At 58.8% G+C, this 19,758-nt stretch carries 19 protein-coding genes; 17 read left to right on the top strand and 2 right to left on the bottom strand.

The window, feature by feature from the left end; translation table 11 throughout:
- Positions 1–59 precede the first annotated feature (59 nt).
- The 15 genes from QD172_RS16260 to thiO all read left to right on the top strand — a co-directional run bounded on the left by QD172_RS16260 (position 60) and on the right by thiO (position 15,595).
- Positions 60–509: a type IV pilin protein gene (locus QD172_RS16260; RefSeq protein WP_255303302.1), complete on the top strand. Its 450-nt coding sequence runs from the start codon at positions 60–62 to the stop codon at positions 507–509.
- 92 nt (positions 510–601) lie between these two features.
- Positions 602–1,102: a GspH/FimT family protein gene (locus tag QD172_RS16265; protein WP_077373519.1), complete on the top strand. Its 501-nt coding sequence runs from the start codon at positions 602–604 to the stop codon at positions 1,100–1,102.
- A complete protein-coding gene (gene pilV / locus QD172_RS16270) occupies positions 1,099–1,599 on the top strand; it encodes a type IV pilus modification protein PilV (protein WP_279856289.1) in 501 nt (166 codons plus the stop codon). Before QD172_RS16265 ends, pilV (QD172_RS16270) begins: the two co-directional genes overlap by 4 nt.
- A complete protein-coding gene (locus QD172_RS16275) occupies positions 1,596–2,573 on the top strand; it encodes a PilW family protein (RefSeq protein ID WP_279856291.1) in 978 nt (325 codons plus the stop codon). Before pilV (QD172_RS16270) ends, QD172_RS16275 begins: the two co-directional genes overlap by 4 nt.
- Positions 2,573–3,151, top strand: a complete 579-nt coding sequence (locus tag QD172_RS16280) for a hypothetical protein (RefSeq protein ID WP_127734342.1) — start codon at positions 2,573–2,575, stop codon at positions 3,149–3,151. The genes QD172_RS16275 and QD172_RS16280 overlap by 1 nt, the downstream gene beginning before the upstream one ends.
- A gap of 13 nt (positions 3,152–3,164) precedes the next feature.
- Positions 3,165–6,803 (top strand): PilC/PilY family type IV pilus protein, encoded by a 3,639-nt coding sequence (locus QD172_RS16285; RefSeq protein WP_279856295.1) that lies wholly within the window; start codon positions 3,165–3,167, stop codon positions 6,801–6,803.
- 10 nt (positions 6,804–6,813) lie between these two features.
- Complete coding sequence (locus QD172_RS16290) at positions 6,814–7,158, top strand: hypothetical protein (protein ID WP_077373450.1); 345 nt, start codon at positions 6,814–6,816, stop codon at positions 7,156–7,158.
- The gene (locus tag QD172_RS16295; protein WP_077373453.1) at positions 7,158–7,643 is read left to right on the top strand and encodes a type IV pilin protein; all 486 of its coding nucleotides are present in this window, start codon (positions 7,158–7,160) and stop codon (positions 7,641–7,643) included. Before QD172_RS16290 ends, QD172_RS16295 begins: the two co-directional genes overlap by 1 nt.
- A 214-nt stretch (positions 7,644–7,857) precedes the next feature.
- Positions 7,858–8,424, top strand: a complete 567-nt coding sequence (locus QD172_RS16300) for a GspH/FimT family pseudopilin (RefSeq protein ID WP_279856297.1) — start codon at positions 7,858–7,860, stop codon at positions 8,422–8,424.
- A complete protein-coding gene (gene pilV, locus QD172_RS16305) occupies positions 8,417–8,890 on the top strand; it encodes a type IV pilus modification protein PilV (RefSeq protein WP_077373459.1) in 474 nt (157 codons plus the stop codon). Before QD172_RS16300 ends, pilV (QD172_RS16305) begins: the two co-directional genes overlap by 8 nt.
- A complete protein-coding gene (locus QD172_RS16310) occupies positions 8,887–9,843 on the top strand; it encodes a hypothetical protein (protein WP_279856299.1) in 957 nt (318 codons plus the stop codon). Before pilV (QD172_RS16305) ends, QD172_RS16310 begins: the two co-directional genes overlap by 4 nt.
- Positions 9,840–10,361, top strand: a complete 522-nt coding sequence (locus tag QD172_RS16315) for a pilus assembly protein (RefSeq protein WP_279856300.1) — start codon at positions 9,840–9,842, stop codon at positions 10,359–10,361. The genes QD172_RS16310 and QD172_RS16315 overlap by 4 nt, the downstream gene beginning before the upstream one ends.
- 11 nt (positions 10,362–10,372) lie before the next feature.
- A complete protein-coding gene (locus QD172_RS16320; RefSeq protein WP_077373468.1) occupies positions 10,373–13,789 on the top strand; it encodes a PilC/PilY family type IV pilus protein in 3,417 nt (1,138 codons plus the stop codon).
- Positions 13,790–13,873: 84 nt separating this feature from the next.
- Positions 13,874–14,335, top strand: a complete 462-nt coding sequence (locus QD172_RS16325; protein WP_052384920.1) for a type IV pilin protein — start codon at positions 13,874–13,876, stop codon at positions 14,333–14,335.
- Between the two features lie 114 nt (positions 14,336–14,449).
- On the top strand, positions 14,450–15,595 hold the full coding sequence (gene thiO, locus QD172_RS16330) for a glycine oxidase ThiO (protein WP_279856301.1): 1,146 nt from the start codon (positions 14,450–14,452) through the stop codon (positions 15,593–15,595).
- A gap of 56 nt (positions 15,596–15,651) precedes the next feature.
- On the opposite strand, the gene QD172_RS16335 is transcribed toward thiO, so the two are convergent.
- Positions 15,652–15,915: a PP0621 family protein gene (locus tag QD172_RS16335; protein ID WP_077373474.1), complete on the bottom strand. Its 264-nt coding sequence runs from the start codon at positions 15,913–15,915 to the stop codon at positions 15,652–15,654.
- Between the two features lie 180 nt (positions 15,916–16,095).
- On the opposite strand from QD172_RS16335, the gene QD172_RS16340 reads away from it, so the two are divergent.
- Entirely contained in the window at positions 16,096–17,730 is a 1,635-nt protein-coding gene (locus QD172_RS16340; RefSeq protein ID WP_084207770.1) for an NAD+ synthase, read from the top strand.
- Between the two features lie 152 nt (positions 17,731–17,882).
- On the opposite strand, the gene QD172_RS16345 is transcribed toward QD172_RS16340, so the two are convergent.
- A complete protein-coding gene (locus tag QD172_RS16345; protein WP_103751389.1) occupies positions 17,883–18,674 on the bottom strand; it encodes an outer membrane protein assembly factor BamD in 792 nt (263 codons plus the stop codon).
- Positions 18,675–18,780: 106 nt separating this feature from the next.
- Here QD172_RS16345 and rluD point away from each other — a divergent pair, with 106 nt between their 5' ends.
- A complete protein-coding gene (gene rluD / locus QD172_RS16350) occupies positions 18,781–19,734 on the top strand; it encodes a 23S rRNA pseudouridine(1911/1915/1917) synthase RluD (protein ID WP_077373483.1) in 954 nt (317 codons plus the stop codon).
- Positions 19,735–19,758 lie beyond the last annotated feature (24 nt).

Raw genomic sequence — 19,758 nt, forward strand, 5'->3', positions numbered from 1 at the left:
GAGGGTAAGCCACCTCTGGAGATATCGGCATGCCATGCCATCCCCTAGCCAAAAGCGTCATCGGTGCTCGTGCACGACGCGGGGCAGCGGGAGCGTGCGGGCCCAGAGGAGCACGAGGCTTCACGCTCATCGAAGTCATGATGGTGGTCGCGATCATCGGGATTCTGGCGGCGGTAGCAGTGCCATCCTATCTCGGGTACGTGGAGCGCAGCTGGCGTTCTCATGCTCAGCAGGCGCTGGGCCAGCAGGCCAGGCAGTTGCATGGCTTCTATGGACACGATTTCTCCGAGGCGCCGGTGCTGGAGGGTGAGTTGCCAGCCGATGGCGTCAGCAGTATCGAGGATGCCGGCGGCAATCTGCGCTACCTGATCTCCTATCGCAGCCTCACGCCGAGCACCTTCGTGTTGCAAGCCACTCCGCAGGGAGCACAGCTCAACGATGACTGCGGCATTCTGTGGATGGATGAGGTCATGAATACCGGCGCGGAAGGAGGGGGGCGGTGTTGGTGAAGTCTGCGAGACCATCCTCTCGACATCGGGTCGGGAGAGAACTGCCTTTCGCGTTGCATGAGAGGCCACGAGAGGCCGGGGAGCCTGACATCATGCGTCATTCACGCGGTTTCACGCTGATCGAGCTGGTGGTGACAGTGGCGATCATCGCCATCATCGCTGCCTGGGCGGTGCCTGCCTGGCAAGGGATGGTACAGCGCTCTCAGGTGGAGTCCGACGTGCGCGCCCTGACGCATGCCCTGGCGATGGCACGCAGTGCCGCGACCAGTCGCGGCACCATGGTCAGCGTCTGTCCCTATGCTCCGAGCGTTGCCACGCCGAATCCCACTGTCTGCGATGCGGACTGGTCGAATGGCTGGGTGGTGTATGAAGGCAGTGGGGCCAATTTCACGGCAGGGGATCGCATGTGGGTTCATCAGGGCAGCAACTCGGTGGCGCAATCCGGCGGTGCCAGTCGTATCACCTTCAACGATCGCGGCACACTCAACAGCGGCAACAGCACGCTGGTGTTCTGCGCAGCCTCGGATTCCACTTCCGTGGTGGTGGCGCCTTCAGGGCGCGTGAGACTCGAGACGGGAGGTGATTGCTCATGACAAGGCGTAACCCTCCGAAGATCGCGACGGCGCATCGTCAGCGTGGCGTCGGTCTGATCGAGGCGCTGGTGGCCGTGCTGCTGCTTGGTGTCTCCTTGCTGGGGCTGGGGCTGCTGCAGGTGCAGACGTTGCAGCATCAGCGCGTCAGTTACAGCAATACGGTGGCACAGCTGCTGTCATTGGACATGGCCGAGCGCATCCGAGCCAATCTCGAAGCCATTGCGCAATACGATGGTGCCGATACGCAGGACTCACCGGACAACGGATGCTCGTCAGACTGCACGCCTGCTCAGTTGGCCAATCAGGATGTGATCGACTGGCGAACGGCCATTCAGGGTTCCACTCTGACCAGCGGTGTCGGCAACGTGACGGTAGACGAGCGCCTGGTCGGCGGTGCCGGTATCGGGGTGCATGACGTCAGTGTCCAGGTGCAATGGAGCGATACGCTCAACGGTGGAGTGGATATCCAGGCATATCGCTTCGAGGTGGAGCCATGAACCCGCGTGTCTCTATCGCTGGCAAGAAGTTCTCTCGCTCTCCAGCCTCTCGCGCGCATCAGGTGGGGGTTGGCCTGGTCGAACTGATGATCAGTCTGGTGCTGGGACTTCTCATCACGGCGATGGCGGTGCAGATGTTCTCGACGTCACGCAGTACCGTGAGTACTCAGGAAGCCCTGTCTTATCTTCAGGAGTCGGCGCGTTATGTCTCGTTCCGGCTTCAGCCCCTCATGCGCAATGTGGGCTACGCGGGGTGTGCCAACAGTCGTGATATCACCAATGCCAGTTCAGTGGATGACTCCCACGATCTCACGGCGCCCTTCGGTGGGCAGCAGCGTACCCAGCGTAGCCTCAGTTATTTCAATCTGACGTTCGTCGCCGCCAGCAAGGATGGCGATGAGACCACGCTCATCAGCAGCATGACCTCACTGGGCGGACCGCTGAGCGTGCGCAATGGCAGTGAAGCGGCCTTCGTGACCGACGAGTTCGCGCTGGTCAGTGATTGCAACAGCACCGATGTCTTCAAGGTGTCGGGGACGACCCAGGGCAGTATCGAGACCAACGATACCCTGTCGCGTTCCTATGGCAGTTCACAGTCATCGAATGCCTATCTGTATCCGGTGCAGGCCTGGGAGCTCCGGCTGGATGATCAGGCCAATGACAGCTCGGTGCGTGCGCTGTATCTCGATCGCATCGATGCCACCTTTGCGCGCGAAGAGCTGGCCTCTGGCGTCGAGGGCTTCGATGTCAGCTTCAGTCTGGACACCACCGGCAACGGCAGTGTCGATCGGGTCAAGGTGCCTGCCGCCACGGTTCGCAGCGAAGACCGTTGGGATGAGGTGCGTCGCATCGAGATCGCCCTGACACTCGAGAGCCTGCCAGGCGTGGTGCCGGGCGGAGATAACGATGGCCGTCTGACACGCACCTTCAATCTCACGTTCACGCCGCGCAATCTGCAACTGAGGGGCAGCTGATGCATACATCGCCGTCAACATCCGGGCCCTGCGCGGCAACGAGGGGGCCCGCGCATCAGCAAGGCATCGCACTGCTGATCGTGCTGGTCATGCTGGTGGTGATCGGTCTGCTGGCCGTCACCGGCGTGGAGGACAGTCAGTTGCAGACCCGGATGGCCGTCAACAGCCGTAACTTCGAGCAGTCCTATTACAACGCCGAGACCAGCCTCAGCATCGGTGAGCGGGCGTTGCAGGAGGGCCTGGAGAATGGCGCCTGGGAACTGGGCGATTTCGATGACTCGGCTGGGCTGATGCTGGCACTCCCTGAGGATGCGCCGCCGATCAACCCGCTCTCTGAAGCGGATTGGCAGGCCAATGGCATCGATACGCTGGATGATGATAACGGCGCGGTGATCGGGGCGTACGTGATCGAGTATCTGGGCAAGGTCGGTCAGCCCCCACTGAATACCAGCAACGAATTGAATGCGGTCGGTACGCGCCTGGATGCCTTCCGCGTCAGTGCAATGGGCCTGGGAGGCGGCAATGGCGCCTCCTGGACAGTGGTGCAAAGCGAGTTGGAACTGGGCCCTTACTTCTGAGAGGAGCATGAACATGCGTTATCTGCTGAGTGGTGCCCTATGCCTTTTCGCTCTGCCTTGCCTGGCGGCTCCCGGGGAAATCGCTCGTGCGCCAGTGACGGAAGCCACGGGTGTTCAGCCCAATATCCTGTTCATCCTTGATGATTCGGGCAGCATGGCCTGGGAGGATACGCTCAACAAGGGGGTGGAACACTGGAGCCTCCAGCCGGCTTCCTCGCTGATGGGTTACACAGGGGTGTATTCCAAGAGCGGGATCTGGATAGAGAACAACCATGATGCTGATGATCGTATCGTTTCCTATACGGATCTTGGCGGGGCGATCGGGGCCTGTATGGGCTTCAATGTCATGGCCTACAATCCTGCGCTGACCTACACCCCGTGGGCGGGTGCTGATCGAGCGGGAATCGCCTATCAGAACATGAGCCTGTCGAATGTCCGTGAAGATCCCTACGAGCCTACCAGCTGGGCCAGGATGAGCGATGACGCCTACTACGTCCGCTGGGACGACAATGGTGATGGGGACTATGACTACGGTGAATGCGGCGTCTATAGCAACAATTCTGGGCGCCTGTATCTGGACGAAGATCATGTCGTTGAAGTAGAAGATCTGTCCGCGGCACAGCAAGTCAATTTCGCCAACTGGTTCACCTACTATCGCGACCGCATGCTGGTGGCCAAATCTGCCATGGCCGGTGTGATCAACGCCAATGAGTCCCGGGTAGGGCTACGCACCATCCAGGGCCGCAACAATCGCAACGTTGCGGACATGACGGATACTGATGAACGTGAAGCTCTGCTGGAGGAGCTGTTTACCGCCTATCCCTCCGGTGGCACCCCTCTGCGTACCGCGCTCAAGAATGCCGGGGAGTATTACTCCAGCACTGGTCGTTCGGCCCCCATTCTGAGTGCGGATGAGGGCGGCATGTGCCAGCAGAACTATTCCATCATGATGACCGATGGCTACTGGAATGGCTCCAGTCCCAGCGTCGGCAACGTCGACGGTGGCAGCGGCGACTTCATCAGTGCCAGTCACCGTGACAGCTATTCCAATACGCTTGGCGATGTCGCGATGAAATATTATCGCGAGGACCTGCGGACTGACTTGATCGACAGCGTGCCGACCATACCGGGAGTGGATGAAAATTCCGCTCAGCACATGGTGACCTACACCGTCGGGTTCGGTGTGGATGGCTCACTGTCCGAGAACCCTGCTGATCTCGAATCTGCCTTTACCTGGCCACAGCCGGTTGCCAACGCCAATACCACCATCGACGATCTGCGCCATGCGGCCTGGAACGGGCGTGGTGAATATCTCAGCGCCGCCAATCCGCAGGCATTGATTGATGCGTTGAACAATATCGCTCAGTCGATCGCAGGACGCGCGGCCAGTACCGGTAGCCTGGACATCAGCAGTGGTGGGCAGACCAGCGGCGCGTACGTGATTCAGACCATCTATGATCCCGCTGATTGGTCGGGTGATGTCGTTGCACGCAAGATCGGCACCAATGGCACCTTGAGCGCCACCTCGGATTGGTCCGTCGCGGAGTGGTTGCGTGACGATGATAGCCGTAGCTCCAGTCGCAAGGTAATTACCTATAACCCGGGAATCGCGGAAGTTGACGAGAAGGCCTTCTTCTTCGATATCGAGGAGGCCGGATCACTGGAGGCCGAACAGATTCTCGATCTAGTCGGATTCCTCGATGAGACGCTATTGACCGATACCGTGCTGATATCCGTGCGTGAAGCTGCAAATGGAGTATCTGGCATCATCGGCAACGGGCTGGGTCTGGGGTTGGGCAATGGCAATGGCCTTGCCAATGCCGTGGGACTGACCGGTGGACAGAGCGGAGTGCTGGACCTGGTCGGCGATACCGTGACGCAGTTGACAGGGCAGATCCTGGATACCAGTGGCACCTTCCTGAAACTCAATGGCACCCCGCTGGCCGTGAGGACGTCAGAGCTCGAGAACCTCATCGGCTATCTCAAGGGTGATGACGAGTATGAAGGGACCTTGTTCCGCGAGCGTGACGACAACTATCTCGGAGATATCGTCCACGCCTCCCCAGCGATCGTCGGGCCGCCTTCGGCCAGCTATCGCAATGACATGGAAGTGTCCTCGTACCGCTCCTTCAAGACCTTGCATGAAGATCGCCAGTCGATGATCTACATCGGTGCCAACGATGGCATGTTGCACGCCATCGACATGGAAAGCGGGGAAGAGAAATTCGCCTACATGCCATATGCCGCTTTCAGCATCGAGGGAGGGCGTGGCATTCGTCAGCTCGCTGATCAGAATTATGTTCACCAGTATTACGTCGATGCCACGCCTGTCGCGCGCGATGTCCACGTACAACTGGAAGAGGAAGACGCTCCCAGCTGGCATTCGGTCCTAGTGGGGGGGCTTGGCGCGGGTGGCAAGGCGGTCTACATGCTGGATATCACGGATCCCGAAGCCTTCGACACGCTGGGGGAGTCCAATGGCACCTCGCCGGCGGATATCGTGCAGTGGGAATTCACCCACGAGGATCTCGGTTACACCTTCAGCGACATTCAGGTTGCTCGACTTGATGATGGCAAGTGGTACGCCATCTTCGGCAATGGCTACAATGCGGATAGTGACGGGCGTGCCAAACTGTTCATCGTGGACCTGGAGGACCCGGAAAACTTCGCGCTGCTGGATTCACAGCAGGGCAGCAATGCCGGGGGTTCCTGCACGTCAGCCAACAGCGACTGCAATGGCATGTCGAGCCCGGAGCTGGCGGACATCGATGCCGATGGCATTACCGATTGGGTCTACGCGGGTGATCTTCACGGCAATGTCTGGGTGTTCGACATGCGTGATTTCTCGTTGGATGACGTGGGGAGCGGCGAGACGTCGCGCCTCTTCCAGTCATGTGCGGTGGCTCTGAACAGCACGACATCGACCTGTCCGACGGCTTCGCGCCAGCCCATCACCTCGCGAGTGGCCGTGGCACGCAGCGGTGTCTTCAACAGTACCGTCGATACGCCGTACCTGAATGTCTATTGGGGGACGGGGCAACTGTTGACACTGCAGGATGCCATCGACACCTCGACGCAGTCTTTCTATAGCGTATTGCACACGGGCGACACGACGCGTCGTTATCACGGACAGCTGGAAAAGCAGAGCTTCACGAACATCACCGGGGTCAGTGATGCACGTACCGTCACCGGTGTGGGTGTCGATTATGCCAATCAGAACAACAATGGCATCCAGTACGGGTGGTATGTGGAGCTTTCCGATTCCGGGGAGCGTCTGGTGACGATTCCGGCAGTACGTGGCGATCTGATCGTCTTCAATACCACGATCCCGGGCAGCAATGGCCCCTGTACCGGTGGTGCCAGCGGCTGGTTGAATGCCCTCAGCCTGCGTAATGGTCTGCAACCGGTCCGCAGCAACAACAGTGTCCAGCAGGTCTTTGACTACAATGGCGACGGCAAGGTGGATGCCAGCGACAACGTCAACAATCAGGTCGTGCTGTCGATAAAGACGGACGGGGAGCCCACCTCGCCCAAGTTCCTGGGAGATACCCAGTACGTCGGTCAGGGCGGTACCAATCAGGTGGTCGAGATGGCCATGGACTTCGGGATCGATGGACTGGAAGGCCGTAGTGCCTGGTACCAGCTGCGCTAGGAGAGGGAACATGCAGATATCACGACACAAGTGGCAGCGGAGCGGCGGCGCATGGATGCTGGCAGCCTGTGCACTCCTCACGGGGTGGGGCGGGACGGCCATGGCGGCAGATACCTTGATTCAGCTGGACATGGAGCAGACCGTCACAGGCGTGATTGATCAGGTGGAGGGGGACCAGCTGCAGCTCAACGACATGGGGTTCGTGATCCTGCCCACCACGCGCGTCCTCAATCGCAATGGGCGAGAACTTCAGGCATTCCACCTCAATCCGGGGCAGGAGGTCGAGGTACGCTTCGATCCGCGCGGCGAGCCAAGACCTGTGATCGATATCACGCTGCTTCGCAGGGGGCGTTGATGATCAGACGAACTGGCGGTTCTCGATCACAAGGTGGTTTCGGCTTGATGGAGCTGATGATTGCCGTGGCCATCATCGGAATCCTGGCCGCTATCGCCTATCCCAGCTATCAGGATCAGGTGGAGCGCTCACGCCGCACGGATGCCATCACGTCCCTGCTGGCGCTTGCCCAGACCCAGGAGCGCATCATGGCCACCTGCGGAGAATATGCCACCGCCAGTGTGACTGCCGCCACGGACTGTGATGATGCTCTGGGGCTCGGCGGAGACGGGATCGGGCTTGGCCAGGCGGATACGGCCAGCGAGGAGGGCTTCTATACACTGGCCGTCGCGGGGGACGCCGACAGCTATACGCTGACGGCCACTGCCACGGGCAGTCAGGCCAATGATGAGGACTGTGCCACCTTTACGCTCACGGAGCTGGGAGTGAAGGGAGCGGCAGTTCTTGAGGACTCGGAAGATACCGATAGCAGTGATTGTTGGTAGGCACTGACAGCCGACATTGCATGGCAAGCGCCTGAAGCCTCGATCTACGATGATCGGGGTTTTTTTGTCATGTGCCAGTATTTCAAGGGACGCATGTTTGGACGCAAGCTCCTTGGTCTTGTTGTTGAGTATCGGCTGAGTGAGAATGTGTAACTGCTTAACTACGAATATTTGCATTTTGGTCGTCTTTCGGGCCACTCCAGTGGATGAATCAATGAAGCAATCCCTCCAGATGGCTACCGGGTACTCCGGGCAGCGGGTCAACGCGATGCGTGGTTTTACCCTTGTCGAGTTGATGGTCACCGTTTCGGTGTTGGCCATCATCTCGACAGTCGCTGTGCCTGCTTGGCAGGGGTTCATCACCCGTCAGGAGGTGGCAAGCACGGCCGAAACACTCACCGCTGCGCTCAACTATGCGCGGAGCACCGCTGTGACTCGAGGGCGCCAGGTATCCGTGTGCCCGCTTAGTGGGGACGGTACTCGTTGTGAGGATACGGCTGCCTGGAACAATGGCTGGGCAGTGGTTATAGGGAGCCCAGCAGAGGCTTTGAGCAACTTTAGTACCGATAAAGTCGAGGTATTACGCGAGCACACTGGCAGCGCTTCAGTGCAGATCGCGAGTAAAATCATTTCCTTTGATAGCCAAGGCGCGGTGCAAAGCACGACACGCCTTCTGATATGTGGTCGTGTAACGTCACAGGCACATCGTCAGCTGGGTCTTTCTATCATTGGTCGCCTGGCGCCAGAGGCGTATGGAGCCGGAGGAATGAGCTGTGGATAAGGCATGCTGGCCAGTACGTCCTAACCAGCACGGGGCTAGTTTGATCGAGGCATTGATTGCCGTGCTGTTGATGGGGCTTGCACTGCTCGGGTTTGCATTGATGCAGATGGAAACTCTGCAGGCGAATAATGAGAGCTTCGCTCGCACTGAAGCGCGCATTTTGCTGGTGGGTATGGCTGAGCGCATTCAGGCGAATCCTGAAGGCCAATATTCGGGGAGCAATACGAAAACCGCCACGGAGCAGCAGGCCGTGACAAGCGATGATGCGCTGGCTGCCCATGACGTCTGGTCGTGGCAGCAAAGACTTGCCAATAGTCGTTTACCTGAATCCATAGGCACCATCACTGAAAGTGGCGGCCAGCTTGATCTCACTCTTTCCTGGCAGGCAGCAGCCGACAAGGGGAGTTCCGGAGATACGGATAGCCAAACACTCACTGAGACACTTCAGATCCGGATAGCGCCATGAAACCTTCATTTGGTCACCGCCAGTGCCGACTACAAGGACTTCGCCGTCAGCAGGGTATTGGACTGGTTGAGTTGATGCTGGGATTGGTGCTGGGGTTGTTCATCACGGGTATGGCGCTTCAGTACTTCCTGACGATACGCGCTACCGCAACGACCCAAGAAGCTCTTTCCTATCTTCAGGAGAGTGCTCGTCATGTTTCACACCGTCTGCAGCCGGTCATGCGCAATATTGGCTTCTCGGGGTGTACACCCTGGTCGAATGTCAGCGATAACACGGGAACTCACGCTCAACCTCTGGCCGTTAAGACTGTCACTGAGGGTGGGGTGGGCTATGATCGCCTTGCCATGCAGATTCCTGCCTTGGCTTTGGCTGATGACGGTCAACGCGGTTGGCAGTTGTCTTCCGCGGCCGCGCAGGGCGATCGCTCCATTGAGGTGAAGAGCTACAGTGGCGAGCAATTGTCATCTGGTAGTTACGTCATGATCAGCGATTGTGAGAGTGGTGACATCGACACTGTCAGTGGTAGTGAAGATGGCAAATTGTCATTGTCGAGTGGCTTGCAGCATGGCTACGGCGGTAATCAGCAAACCCATCCTTTCGTCTATCCTTTCGAGCGTTGGTATCTTGTAATGCTGGCGTCTACCACTGATAACCCACAACGGCTTTGCCTCAGCTCGGATAATGCGTCAGGTGACGGCCCGGAGGCTGGATGTGCAGAGGAGCTGGCCAGTTACGTGAATGAGATACAGCTTCGATTTGACCTCGCCGTAGGCAGCGGTTACGCCGTTGATCAGACTGCCAGCCAAGTCGCAGGTCGTTGGGATCAAGTGCGGCGCATCCACCTTGATCTGGCGCTCAGCACGCCGCCTTCACTTCAGGTTGAAGGCGAAGCTGGTGGCACCATGCAACGTACCTTCTCCATGACGTTTAGCCCACGGAACCTTGGCTTATGAGTCCTCGTTATGCTTCGGCCCACCAGCAAGGTGGTATGGTGCTGCTGATGGTCCTGGTCATGCTGGTAGTCGTAGGCATGATGGCTGTGTCGGGCAGTGAAAATACTCAGTTGCAAACCCGTATGACGGTCAATGTGCAGCAATATGACACTGCTTATGCACGTGCTGAAGGATTGTTGAAAGAGGCTGAGGATAAGCTGGAAAGTGGTGTCATTTCACTGGACGAATTTTCGACAGGAGAGAGCAACGGACTCTACGATCTGACGGTATCGGGTGTTGATGCGCCGAGTGATCTGCTGACTCCAGATGGCTGGACCGGTATCGGTCACTTAAAGGAAGAAGAGAGCGGAAATTACATCATCGAGTATCTGGGCAGCACCGTTCAGGGCATTCTCAATGCCGACAACATGAACAATGCCTTGCCCGAAAATGGATATCGCATTACTGCAGCTGGCTGGGGTGGCAGTGAGCGCCAGGCGCTGGCAGTCGTGCAGAGCGAAATCATACTGGCACAGTAAGGATTCTTTACATGACTCCGCGTACTTTACGTTATTGCCTGCTGCCTATGTATGGCTTGGCATTTATCACTACAGCAAGCTTTGCTGCCTCTTCAAATGACGAGCGTACACTCTCACAGCTGCCGATTACCCAGAACGTGGGTGTTACTCCGAATGTTCTGCTGTTGTTGGATGATTCTGGGTCAATGTCCTTTGAAGATACAGTAGAAGGCGGGGGGTCGCCTCGTGGTTATGATAAGCTATTCGGATACGATTGGCGTTGTTCCAGTTATTGTAATTGGAATAGCAGCTGGAAGTATGTGTTCTCCCAGTATGAGCTTGATAAGCATTTTTTCTGTTCGTCATATAACTCGCAGGCCTATAATCCAAATCTTGATTATCTTCCTTGGAAGCTAGAGGAAGATGGCACTCGGGCCGATGATAGTGATCCAGAAAATGCTTTGATTGATTATTCTAAAGGCGATGTCTCAGGAAATCGCGTTGACTTGACAGATCGTAAGCGTGGTTTTTCCTATTATGTGGATAGTGGTAATGCTGGTAGTGGTTGCAGTTTAAAATATGAAGTTTCAGATTTATTACCTGCACAAAAACAAAATTATGCTAATTGGTTTACCTATTATCGAGATCGTCTGAGTGTGGGTAAGGCGGCCAGTTTGGAGCTGTTGACAGGGACGCAATATCGTACTGGCTTCATGACGATCAATCCAGATGCTGATACAGCTCAACAAGTACCAGTCGATGATATTATCACCAAGATACTAAATACGGTCGGCAGTCTTTTGGGTTCTGCTCTTGGTGGGGCCGCTGTCAATACCAATGCGCACTTCGACGATGTGCGTGATGCTATTGCTACCAGTGTAATCAGTAGTGTCAATAGTTATCGCGGCACACCATTGCGTGAAGCACTCTATCGTGCTGGCGAATATTATCGCGGTGATAGCTCACCTATCATGAGTGCTGATTTGGGCGGCATGTGTCAGCAAAACTTCACCATTCTGGTTACTGATGGTTTCTGGAACCGCGAAAGTACCAGTGGCGATCGTACTCGCGTTGAGTCGATCGGAGATGCAAATAATGATGGGCGACGCTGGTATTACTCCAATGGAGGATACGGAGGCAAAACGACATTGGCTGATGTTGCCTATTACTACGCTAACAAGGACCTCAAGGAATCATTGGGTAGTGGTAGTTATGAGAACCAGGTGATGACGACCTATACCGTCGCATTTGGTGTCGAGGCTGATGATGACAGGTGGAATACTCGGCTGAATAGCGACATACCTGGATATGTTCAGGAATCGACCTCCAGCACCATCGATGACCTCAAGCAAGCTGCGGAAGATGGGGGCGGGCTCTACTTCAATGCCGCTGATCCTGCGGCCTTGGTCGATGCTCTGGCAGCCATTTCGCGAGATATCGTGGCGCGTGGTGAGAGTGTCAGCGGTGTGGCGACCAATCTGAGTACTGCGGAGGTTGAAGCAGGTGGTGTCGTACTTCAGGTCAGCTATTCCCCCGCCAGCTGGTCGGGGGAAGTCACGGCGGTATCGGCAGTGGCTCAGGGAGACTCCGATGCCGAAGTGGTGGATAGCGGGACATTCGAGGCAAACCAAGAGGCCCCTGTATGGAATGCTTCGGACAGGCTGACGGCCAATCTCAATAAGTCAGGAGCCGCCAGTCGCAAGGTCTACACCGCGGATAACGGTTCAACAGTCGTGTTTTCAGAGGGCAACCTCACCAGTGCGCAGCAGAAGGATCTGGAGCGTCATGCGCCCGATGATCTGAGCAAAAGAGAGGGGCGCGAGGCGGTGGTCGCCTGGCTCAAAGGGAGTCGCGCACTCGAGGGAAAGGGCCTACGTACCCGTCAGGGTAGCGTGTTGGGCGATATCATTGGATCTTCCCCAGTCGTTGTGACTCGCGATGGCGGAAATGGTCAGGGCAGTGTCTTTGTGGGGGCCAATGACGGCATGTTGCATGCCTTTGATCTCGAATCTGGCGATGAGCAGTTCGCGTATATTCCTGAGCTGTTGTTCAGCAAAGAAGATGGAGAAGGGCTCGGTTATCTGGCAAGCACCGGTTACCAGCATCGTTATTATGTTGATGCCGTCCCACGTGTGACGACGTTAGCTGAGGGGAGTACCTGGCTGGCGTCCGGGTTGGGCGGCGGTGGCCGTGGGGTTTTCGTGCTCAATGTCTCGGATGCCGTCAAAGGCAATGAGGTTTCGGCTGCTGGACTGGCAGGTTGGGAGTTTGGGGTCGCCAATAACCGCAATGGCCTCAAGGATAAGGATGTAGGCTATGTCTATGGCGGTGTTCATGTTGGTCAACTCAACAATGGCCAGCAGGCCTTGCTGATCCCCAATGGACTCAAACCGGAGAACGACAAGGCTTCTGCCACTCTGTTTCTGCGTGAGCTGACGTCTGGTACCGCGATAGCCAAGCTTGTCGGCGGGAGTGATGCAGGAGAACTCACCAGCCTTCAGGTCGCTGACCTTGATGGCAACGGAACGATCGATTTTGCTTACGGCGGTGATATGCAGGGGAGAATGTGGAAGTTTGACCTTAGTGAGAGGGACCCAGCGGAGTGGAAGTCCAGTCTGCTTTTCACTGCCACCTGTGACTCGGATAGTAGTGAAGGCTGCGCCAGCGGGAGTGTTCAGCCGATCACGGTCAAGCCGACATTGAGTCGCCTTTCTGGTGCGACGAATACCATGGAAGAGCCTAATCTCCTTGTGTCATTCGGCACGGGTGAACAGCTCTATACGCCGATTGATGATGACGTGGCCAGCCAGCAAAGTCTGTATACCGTGCTCGATGACGGCCAGCATCTCGACCTGGGGCGTGAGCAGCTTGAGCAGCGTGAGTTTACTGGTGTGGAGCATGCTGAGGGAGAGATTGTCGGGCGCACGCTGGATGGCCAGCTTTTTGATTACGGCCAGCAGCCTTTAGCCAGTGACAAGGAGTCACGCTACGGCTGGTATCTGGATCTCGTTGATGCTGGCGAGGAGGTCGTCCAGCCTGCCAGTTTGCTGGGCAATCTGCTGGTCGTCTCAACACGCACTGACGGGGGCGGCAGTAACTTCTGTGAAGCCAATAGTAGTGGTTGGTTGATAGCGGTCGACGTACAGACTGGTCTGCCGTCTTACGATAGCGGCAACTCAAGCTATGTCCCGATTTTCGATCTCAATGGAGACAGTAGCTTCGATGATGGAGATCTTATTGGAACAGTGAATGAAGCTGGTCCTGAGGTTGGCAATATCCTGGTCAGCATCAAACTCTCTGGTGAGCCTAGTGGCCTGGCCAGTATTGGCAATCATGTCTTTGTCGCTACTGGGGCCAGTGGCAGCGACCCTGGCACGGTTACTCCGTTCGAGCTCAATGTACAGACGTCTGCGACATCTGGCCGTGTCTCCTGGTACCAGCTGCGCTGAAGCTCTCGGTAAAGCGTGTACTTTTACTTCTTATGTCAGCCACCGCAACTTGCCGCGGTGGCTGTTTCACGACAGGACATGCCCATGATTGAACAAGCCATTGCCAATGAGCGTATAGACAGTCAGTCAAGCGCTTATCGAAGAGGGCGGGGCTTCAGTCTGATCGAGTTGATGATAGTGGTTGCCATCGTCGGCATTCTGGCTGCCATCGCGTATCCCAGTTACCAGAATCATGTTCTGCGTACCCACCGCGAGGACGCTCATGTCGCGCTGGTGTCGCTAGCACAGGCGCAGGAGCGCTACATGGCGCGCTGTGGTGAATACTCATCCAGTATCGGGGGTGGCTCGAGCTGTGATGATGACGGTTTGGGGCGTGCGACCACGTCGCCTGATGGCTTTTACACATTGAGTCTTGATGGCAATGCAACTGCTTTTACTGTCAAGGCGACGGCGACAGGTGTTCAGGCTCGCGATACTGAGTGTAAGTCCTTGAGCTTGAGTAGTACCGGGCGCCGGACGGCTGAAGGCGATGGCGATTGCTGGTAGCAGTGGCGAGAGCGGCCTCGGCGCGATACTGGATTGCGCGCGGCTCGCTTGCACCGCCTTGCGGGCGGCGTATTCTGGAAGCCTTTCCCGGTCTTGAGGCAGGAGCGAACAGGCGTGAATGACTTTGTGGTGGTAGGCGGTGGCGTGATCGGCATGCTGACTGCGCTGGAACTGGCGGATGGCGGTGCCGAGGTCACGCTGGTCGAGCGGGGCCAGTGTGGGCGCGAGGCATCCTGGGCGGGCGGCGGTATCGTCTCGCCGTTGTATCCGTGGCGTTATAGTGCGCCGATCTCACGCCTGTCTGCCTGGTCGGAAGGTTTCTACCCCACGCTGGCCGAGCGCCTGATCGAGACCACCGGCATCGACCCCGAATATCGCCAGCAGGGTCTGCTGTACCTGAATGTCGAGGACGCCGAGCAGGCACTGAGCTGGTCCGAGGAATACACCAAGCCGCTGACGCGCGTGGAGGCTGACTTTCTTTACGACAAGGCACCGGCCGTCGCGCCCGGTTGCGAATCGGCGCTGTGGATGCCGACGCTGGGCAGCATCCGCAATCCGCGCCTGGGCAAGTCACTGCGCGCCGCTCTCGATGCCCACCCGCGCGTGCGTCTGCTCGAGAATGTCGCGGTGCAGGGCATTCTGCTGCAGGACGACACCGCCATCGGCGTGCAGACCGCCAATTCAGTGCTGTCCGCCGGACAGGTCGTGGTCTGTGGGGGCGCCTGGAGTCGCGAGATTCTGAGTAAGGCGGGGCTGGCGCTGCCGGTGCGGCCGGTACGCGGCCAGATGGTGCTGTTCAAGGCACCCAAGGGGCTGGTGGAGCGCGTGGTACTCAAGAATGGACGCTACGTGATTCCACGTGCCGATGGGCGCATCGTGGCGGGTTCCACGCTGGAGGAGGTCGGCTTCGACAAGGCGACCACCCTTGAGGCGCGTGAGTCGCTGATCAAGAGCGCTTGCGAGATCATCCCGGCGCTGGCCGAGTGTGAGGTCGAGCATCACTGGGCGGGGCTGCGTCCCGGTTCGCCGACCGGCATGCCGTTCATCGGTGCCGTGCCCGAACGCCGCCACCTGCACGTCAATGCCGGTCACTATCGCAATGGCCTGGTACTGGCGCCGGCCTCGACCCGCCTGCTGGCGGACCAGTTGCTGGGGCGTACGCCGATCATCGACCCCACCCCCTACCAGCCCGAGACCTTGCTGGGCGAGATCGCCACGCTGGAAGCCTCGTCCCAGCCAGACGCGACGCGCTGGGCCTGAGCATCGTCATGGCGTCTTCCCCCTCGAGCCTTCGTCTCGAGGGGGAAGACAGTGCGTTACTTGCGTGGCCCCTCGTCGAGGAAATGCTGCTGGTGCTCCTGACAGCAGAAGTGCAGCGCTTCATGGCGGATGGCGTCATTTTCCGGCAGATGCAGATCGCAGTAGGCGCAGCGCACCATGTTCTGGGCCTCGCGCTCGGCAGGCTGGCCGTCATCGTGGTTGTCCTGGCTCAGCTTCCATTGGCGATACATGCGATAGAGGCGCAGGCCTGCCCAGAACAGGACGACGAATACCAGCAGACGGATGATCAACAGGCTCATTCCTATATGACTCCCAGATGAGGCGGCGCGCGTGGCTTTTTGCCAGCGGCGCGACCTTGCGGGACAATGGCGGCCATCATGAGACTGATGAGCCGGTGCACGGCTCAGCAGTCTGAGCCAGATGTCTGGCCACAGTGTACTGGCCCCTTATCGAACCGCCAATCGAGAGATCCTTACCGCATGCAAGATCTGACTCTGGTGATGGCCCAGCTCGACCCGCTGGTCGGTGATATCCCCGGCAATACCGAGCGTGCCATCGAAGCCGTCCGTGAAGCGAGTCTCGAGCACAAGGCCGACGTCGTCGTGCTGCCCGAGCTGTGTCTGACCGGCTACCCGCCGGAAGACCTGTTGCTGCGCGAATCCATGGAGGCACGACTCGACGAGGCGCGCGCGCGGATGGCCAGCAAGGTCGCGCGTGGGGTGATGGTCATCGTCGGCTACCCCGGCATGCGTGACGGCAAGCGCTACAACCTGGCCGGCGTGCTCAAGGATGGCGAGTGGATCGCCGAGTACGCAAAGCAGGCACTGCCCAACTATCAGGTCTTCGATGAGCAGCGTTACTTCACGCCGGGCTCCGAGGCCTGCGTGGTGGAATGCCGCGGCGCCCGTCTGGGTATCGTGATCTGTGAAGACCTGTGGGATGGCGCGCCCGTTCGTCAGGCACGGGATGCCGGCGCGGACATTCTCGTCAGCCTCAATGCCTCGCCCTATCATCTGGAGAAGCCGGCCGAGCGCAATCATCTGTTCGCTCAGCGGGCGGCCGAAGTGAAGTGTCCGCTGGTCTACGTCAATCAGATCGGTGGCCAGGACGAGCTGGTCTTCGATGGTGGCTCCGCCGCCATCGATGCCGAGGGCAATACCTGCGTGCAGGCACCCTGGTGGGATGTCGGCCTGATGCCGGTGCAGTTCCTCAAGGAGGAAGGCGGTAGCTGGGCGCCGCAGAGCGGCGAGATCGCCGAGCTGCTGTCACCGGAAGAGTCGCTCTACTGTGCACTGGTCACCGGTCTGCGTGACTACGTCAACAAGAGCGGCTTCAAGGGCGTGGTGCTGGGTCTCTCTGGTGGCATCGACTCCGGCCTGTCGCTGGCGATTGCCGTCGATGCGCTGGGCGCGGACCGCGTGCATGCGGTGATGATGCCGTATCACTACACCGCGGACATCTCCAGGGAAGACGCTGCCGAGCAGGCGACACTGCTGGGCGTGAATTACGAGGTGATGCCCATCGCCCCGATGGTCGAGGCCTTCACCGAGACATTGGCGGAGAGCTTTGCCGGCAGTGAGCGCGACACCACCGAGGAGAACCTGCAGTCACGCTGTCGTGGCGTGCTGCTGATGGCCATCTCCAACAAGAAGGGCCTGATGGTGCTGACCACTGGCAACAAGAGCGAGATGGCGGTGGGTTACGCCACGCTCTATGGCGACATGGTCGGGGGCTACAATGCGCTCAAGGACGTCTACAAGACCTGGGTATTCCGTCTCGCCAACTGGCGCAACACCATGGGCCCGGCGATTCCGGAGCGTGTCATCACGCGTCCGCCGTCCGCGGAGCTCGCCGAAGACCAGCTCGACAGCGACTCGCTGCCGGACTACGACACCCTGGATGCGATTCTCACCCATTACATCGAGGGTGACATGAGTGCCGAGGCGATCATCCGTGCCGGTTTCGAGGAAGAGGATGTCTATCGTGTGGTGCGTCTCGTCGACCGCTGTGAGTACAAGCGCCGTCAGGCACCGGTTGGCGTGCGTGTCACGCCGCGTGGCTTCGGGCGCGACCGTCGCTACCCGATCGTCAATGGCTGGGCGGCCGGCGACTGAGGCAACTCATGTTCGGTGTCAGGGATTGCGGATTCTTTGCGCAAGCCGCTGAAAGCGCCTGAGTCCGACGATTCTGGCCATGCTGACAGCATGAAAAAAGCCCGTGATCGGTGATCACGGGCTTTTCGATGGTGAGGCGGGAAGCCTGATCGTCAGACGGTCAGGTCATCCGCCTTCACGTAGCGCGGCTCGAAGGTACGGCCATCCAGACGCTTGTTGTCCGGATCATTCTGGATCAGCACCTTGAGCGTCTCGCTGGCGCGGTCGCGCAGACCGAGGCCCAGATAGCCTTCGACCATCACGGCCAGCGCATCGCGAGTGGCAGGAGTGTTAGGGTAGTGCTCGATCACCCACTCGCCACGCTTCACGGCGGCCAGATAGGCCTGCTTGCGCAGATAGAAATCCGCTGTCTGCAGCTCGCCACGCGCGAGTACATTGCGCAGATAGATGATGCGCTGACGCGAATCTGCGGCGTAGGTGCTGTTGGGGAAGCGGCGCACCAGTTCGCCGAAGTCGACGTAGGCGTCCCGCGTCGCACCGAGATCCCGCTTGGAGATGTCGATCAGGTCCAGCGATTCCAGGCTGAAGCGCCCTGCACTATAGGCTGCCAGTCCACGCATGTAGTAGGCATAATCGACCTGCGGGTGGTCCGGGTGCAGCCGAATGAAGCGGCTGGCCGCCGCGCGTGCGGCTTCCCAGTTGTCCACCTGGTAGTAGGCGTAGATCAGCTCCAGCTGCGACTGTTCGGCATAGCTGCCGAACGGGAAGCGAGTATCCAGTGCTTCAAGTTGCTGCACGGCGGAGTTGAAGCGGCTGGTATCCAGGGAAACCTGAGCCTGACGGTACAGCTCCTGCTCCTGAAGATCCGGTGCCGGCTCGTTGGACGCACAGCCGACCAGCAAGGTGCTGGCCAGGGCGAAGGCAGTCAAGGGAAGGGCGCGCATCGGTTTCCTCATCTCGGGCAATCCATGGCGGGCATGCTAGAATCCGCCGATCCGCACTCACTATAAAGCAAAGGCCCTTTCCTGCGAAACGGCCTCAGAGAGCAATATGGCAGACACCATCAACCGCGAAGAGCGGATCCCGGAGGCGATGATTGGCATGCGCCTTGATCAGGCCTGCGCCGAGATCTTCTCCGACTATTCCCGCGAGCGCCTCAAGCACTGGATCAAGACCGGTGCCTTGACCCTCGACGGTGCCGCCGTCAAACCCCGCGAGAAGGTCTATGGCGGTGAACGTCTGGCCCTGACCGCCGAGCTTGAAGAAGAAGTCAGTCATGGCCCCGAGGACATCGAGCTCGAGATCGTCTTCGAGGATGACGACGTGCTGGTCATCAACAAGGAGCACGGCATGGTCGTGCACCCGGGGGCCGGCAATCCGGATGGCACGCTGCTCAATGCCATCCTGCACCATTGTCCGGGCAATGCCATGCTGCCGCGTGCCGGTATCGTGCATCGTCTCGACAAGGACACCAGTGGCCTGATGGTGGTCGCCAAGTCGCTGACCGCCCAGGCGGACCTGGTCGAGCAGCTGCAGGCGCGTACCGTGTCTCGCGAGTACGATGCCGTCGTGACCGGTGTGCTGACGGCGGGCGGTACCGTGGATGCGCCCATCGGGCGTCACCCCAAGGATCGCAAGCGTCAGGCCGTGACCCATAGCGGCAAGATGGCGATCACGCATTTTCGCGTGGTGGAGCGCTTCCGGGGCCATACCCATATCCGCTGCAAGCTGGAAACCGGGCGTACCCACCAGATCCGTGTGCACATGGCGCACCAGCGCTATCCACTGATCGGGGACCCGGTCTACGGAGGCCGTCTGAAGCTTCCGCCGGGGGCCAGTGACCCGCTCAAGGAGTTGCTGCGTCAGTTCCCGCGTCAGGCGCTGCATGCCCGTCGCCTCGCCTTCATCCACCCGATCACGGGCAAGGAAGTCGAATTCCGCGCCGAGATGCCGGGTGACATGCTGGTCTTGATCGACTATCTCAAGGAAGACATCGCCCGCTGAGGGGCTCGGTTCGCGTATCCCATC

The sequence above is a fragment of the Cobetia sp. 10Alg 146 genome (genome assembly GCF_029846385.1).
GTDB lineage: Bacteria > Pseudomonadota > Gammaproteobacteria > Pseudomonadales > Halomonadaceae > Cobetia > Cobetia marina.

Coding starts and splice junctions, on each gene's coding strand:
- rluD (WP_077373483.1), top strand. CDS start 18,781: ATGGCAGACACCATCAACCGCGAAGAGCGGATCCCGGAGGCGATGATT.
- QD172_RS16275 (WP_279856291.1), top strand. CDS start 1,596: ATGAACCCGCGTGTCTCTATCGCTGGCAAGAAGTTCTCTCGCTCTCCA.
- QD172_RS16315 (WP_279856300.1), top strand. CDS start 9,840: ATGAGTCCTCGTTATGCTTCGGCCCACCAGCAAGGTGGTATGGTGCTG.
- QD172_RS16310 (WP_279856299.1), top strand. CDS start 8,887: ATGAAACCTTCATTTGGTCACCGCCAGTGCCGACTACAAGGACTTCGC.
- QD172_RS16280 (WP_127734342.1), top strand. CDS start 2,573: ATGCATACATCGCCGTCAACATCCGGGCCCTGCGCGGCAACGAGGGGG.
- QD172_RS16265 (WP_077373519.1), top strand. CDS start 602: ATGCGTCATTCACGCGGTTTCACGCTGATCGAGCTGGTGGTGACAGTG.
- QD172_RS16285 (WP_279856295.1), top strand. CDS start 3,165: ATGCGTTATCTGCTGAGTGGTGCCCTATGCCTTTTCGCTCTGCCTTGC.
- QD172_RS16320 (WP_077373468.1), top strand. CDS start 10,373: ATGACTCCGCGTACTTTACGTTATTGCCTGCTGCCTATGTATGGCTTG.
- QD172_RS16290 (WP_077373450.1), top strand. CDS start 6,814: ATGCAGATATCACGACACAAGTGGCAGCGGAGCGGCGGCGCATGGATG.
- QD172_RS16340 (WP_084207770.1), top strand. CDS start 16,096: ATGCAAGATCTGACTCTGGTGATGGCCCAGCTCGACCCGCTGGTCGGT.
- QD172_RS16345 (WP_103751389.1), bottom strand. CDS start 18,674: ATGCGCGCCCTTCCCTTGACTGCCTTCGCCCTGGCCAGCACCTTGCTG.
- pilV (WP_279856289.1), top strand. CDS start 1,099: ATGACAAGGCGTAACCCTCCGAAGATCGCGACGGCGCATCGTCAGCGT.
- QD172_RS16325 (WP_052384920.1), top strand. CDS start 13,874: ATGATTGAACAAGCCATTGCCAATGAGCGTATAGACAGTCAGTCAAGC.
- QD172_RS16335 (WP_077373474.1), bottom strand. CDS start 15,915: ATGAGCCTGTTGATCATCCGTCTGCTGGTATTCGTCGTCCTGTTCTGG.
- QD172_RS16295 (WP_077373453.1), top strand. CDS start 7,158: ATGATCAGACGAACTGGCGGTTCTCGATCACAAGGTGGTTTCGGCTTG.
- QD172_RS16300 (WP_279856297.1), top strand. CDS start 7,858: ATGAAGCAATCCCTCCAGATGGCTACCGGGTACTCCGGGCAGCGGGTC.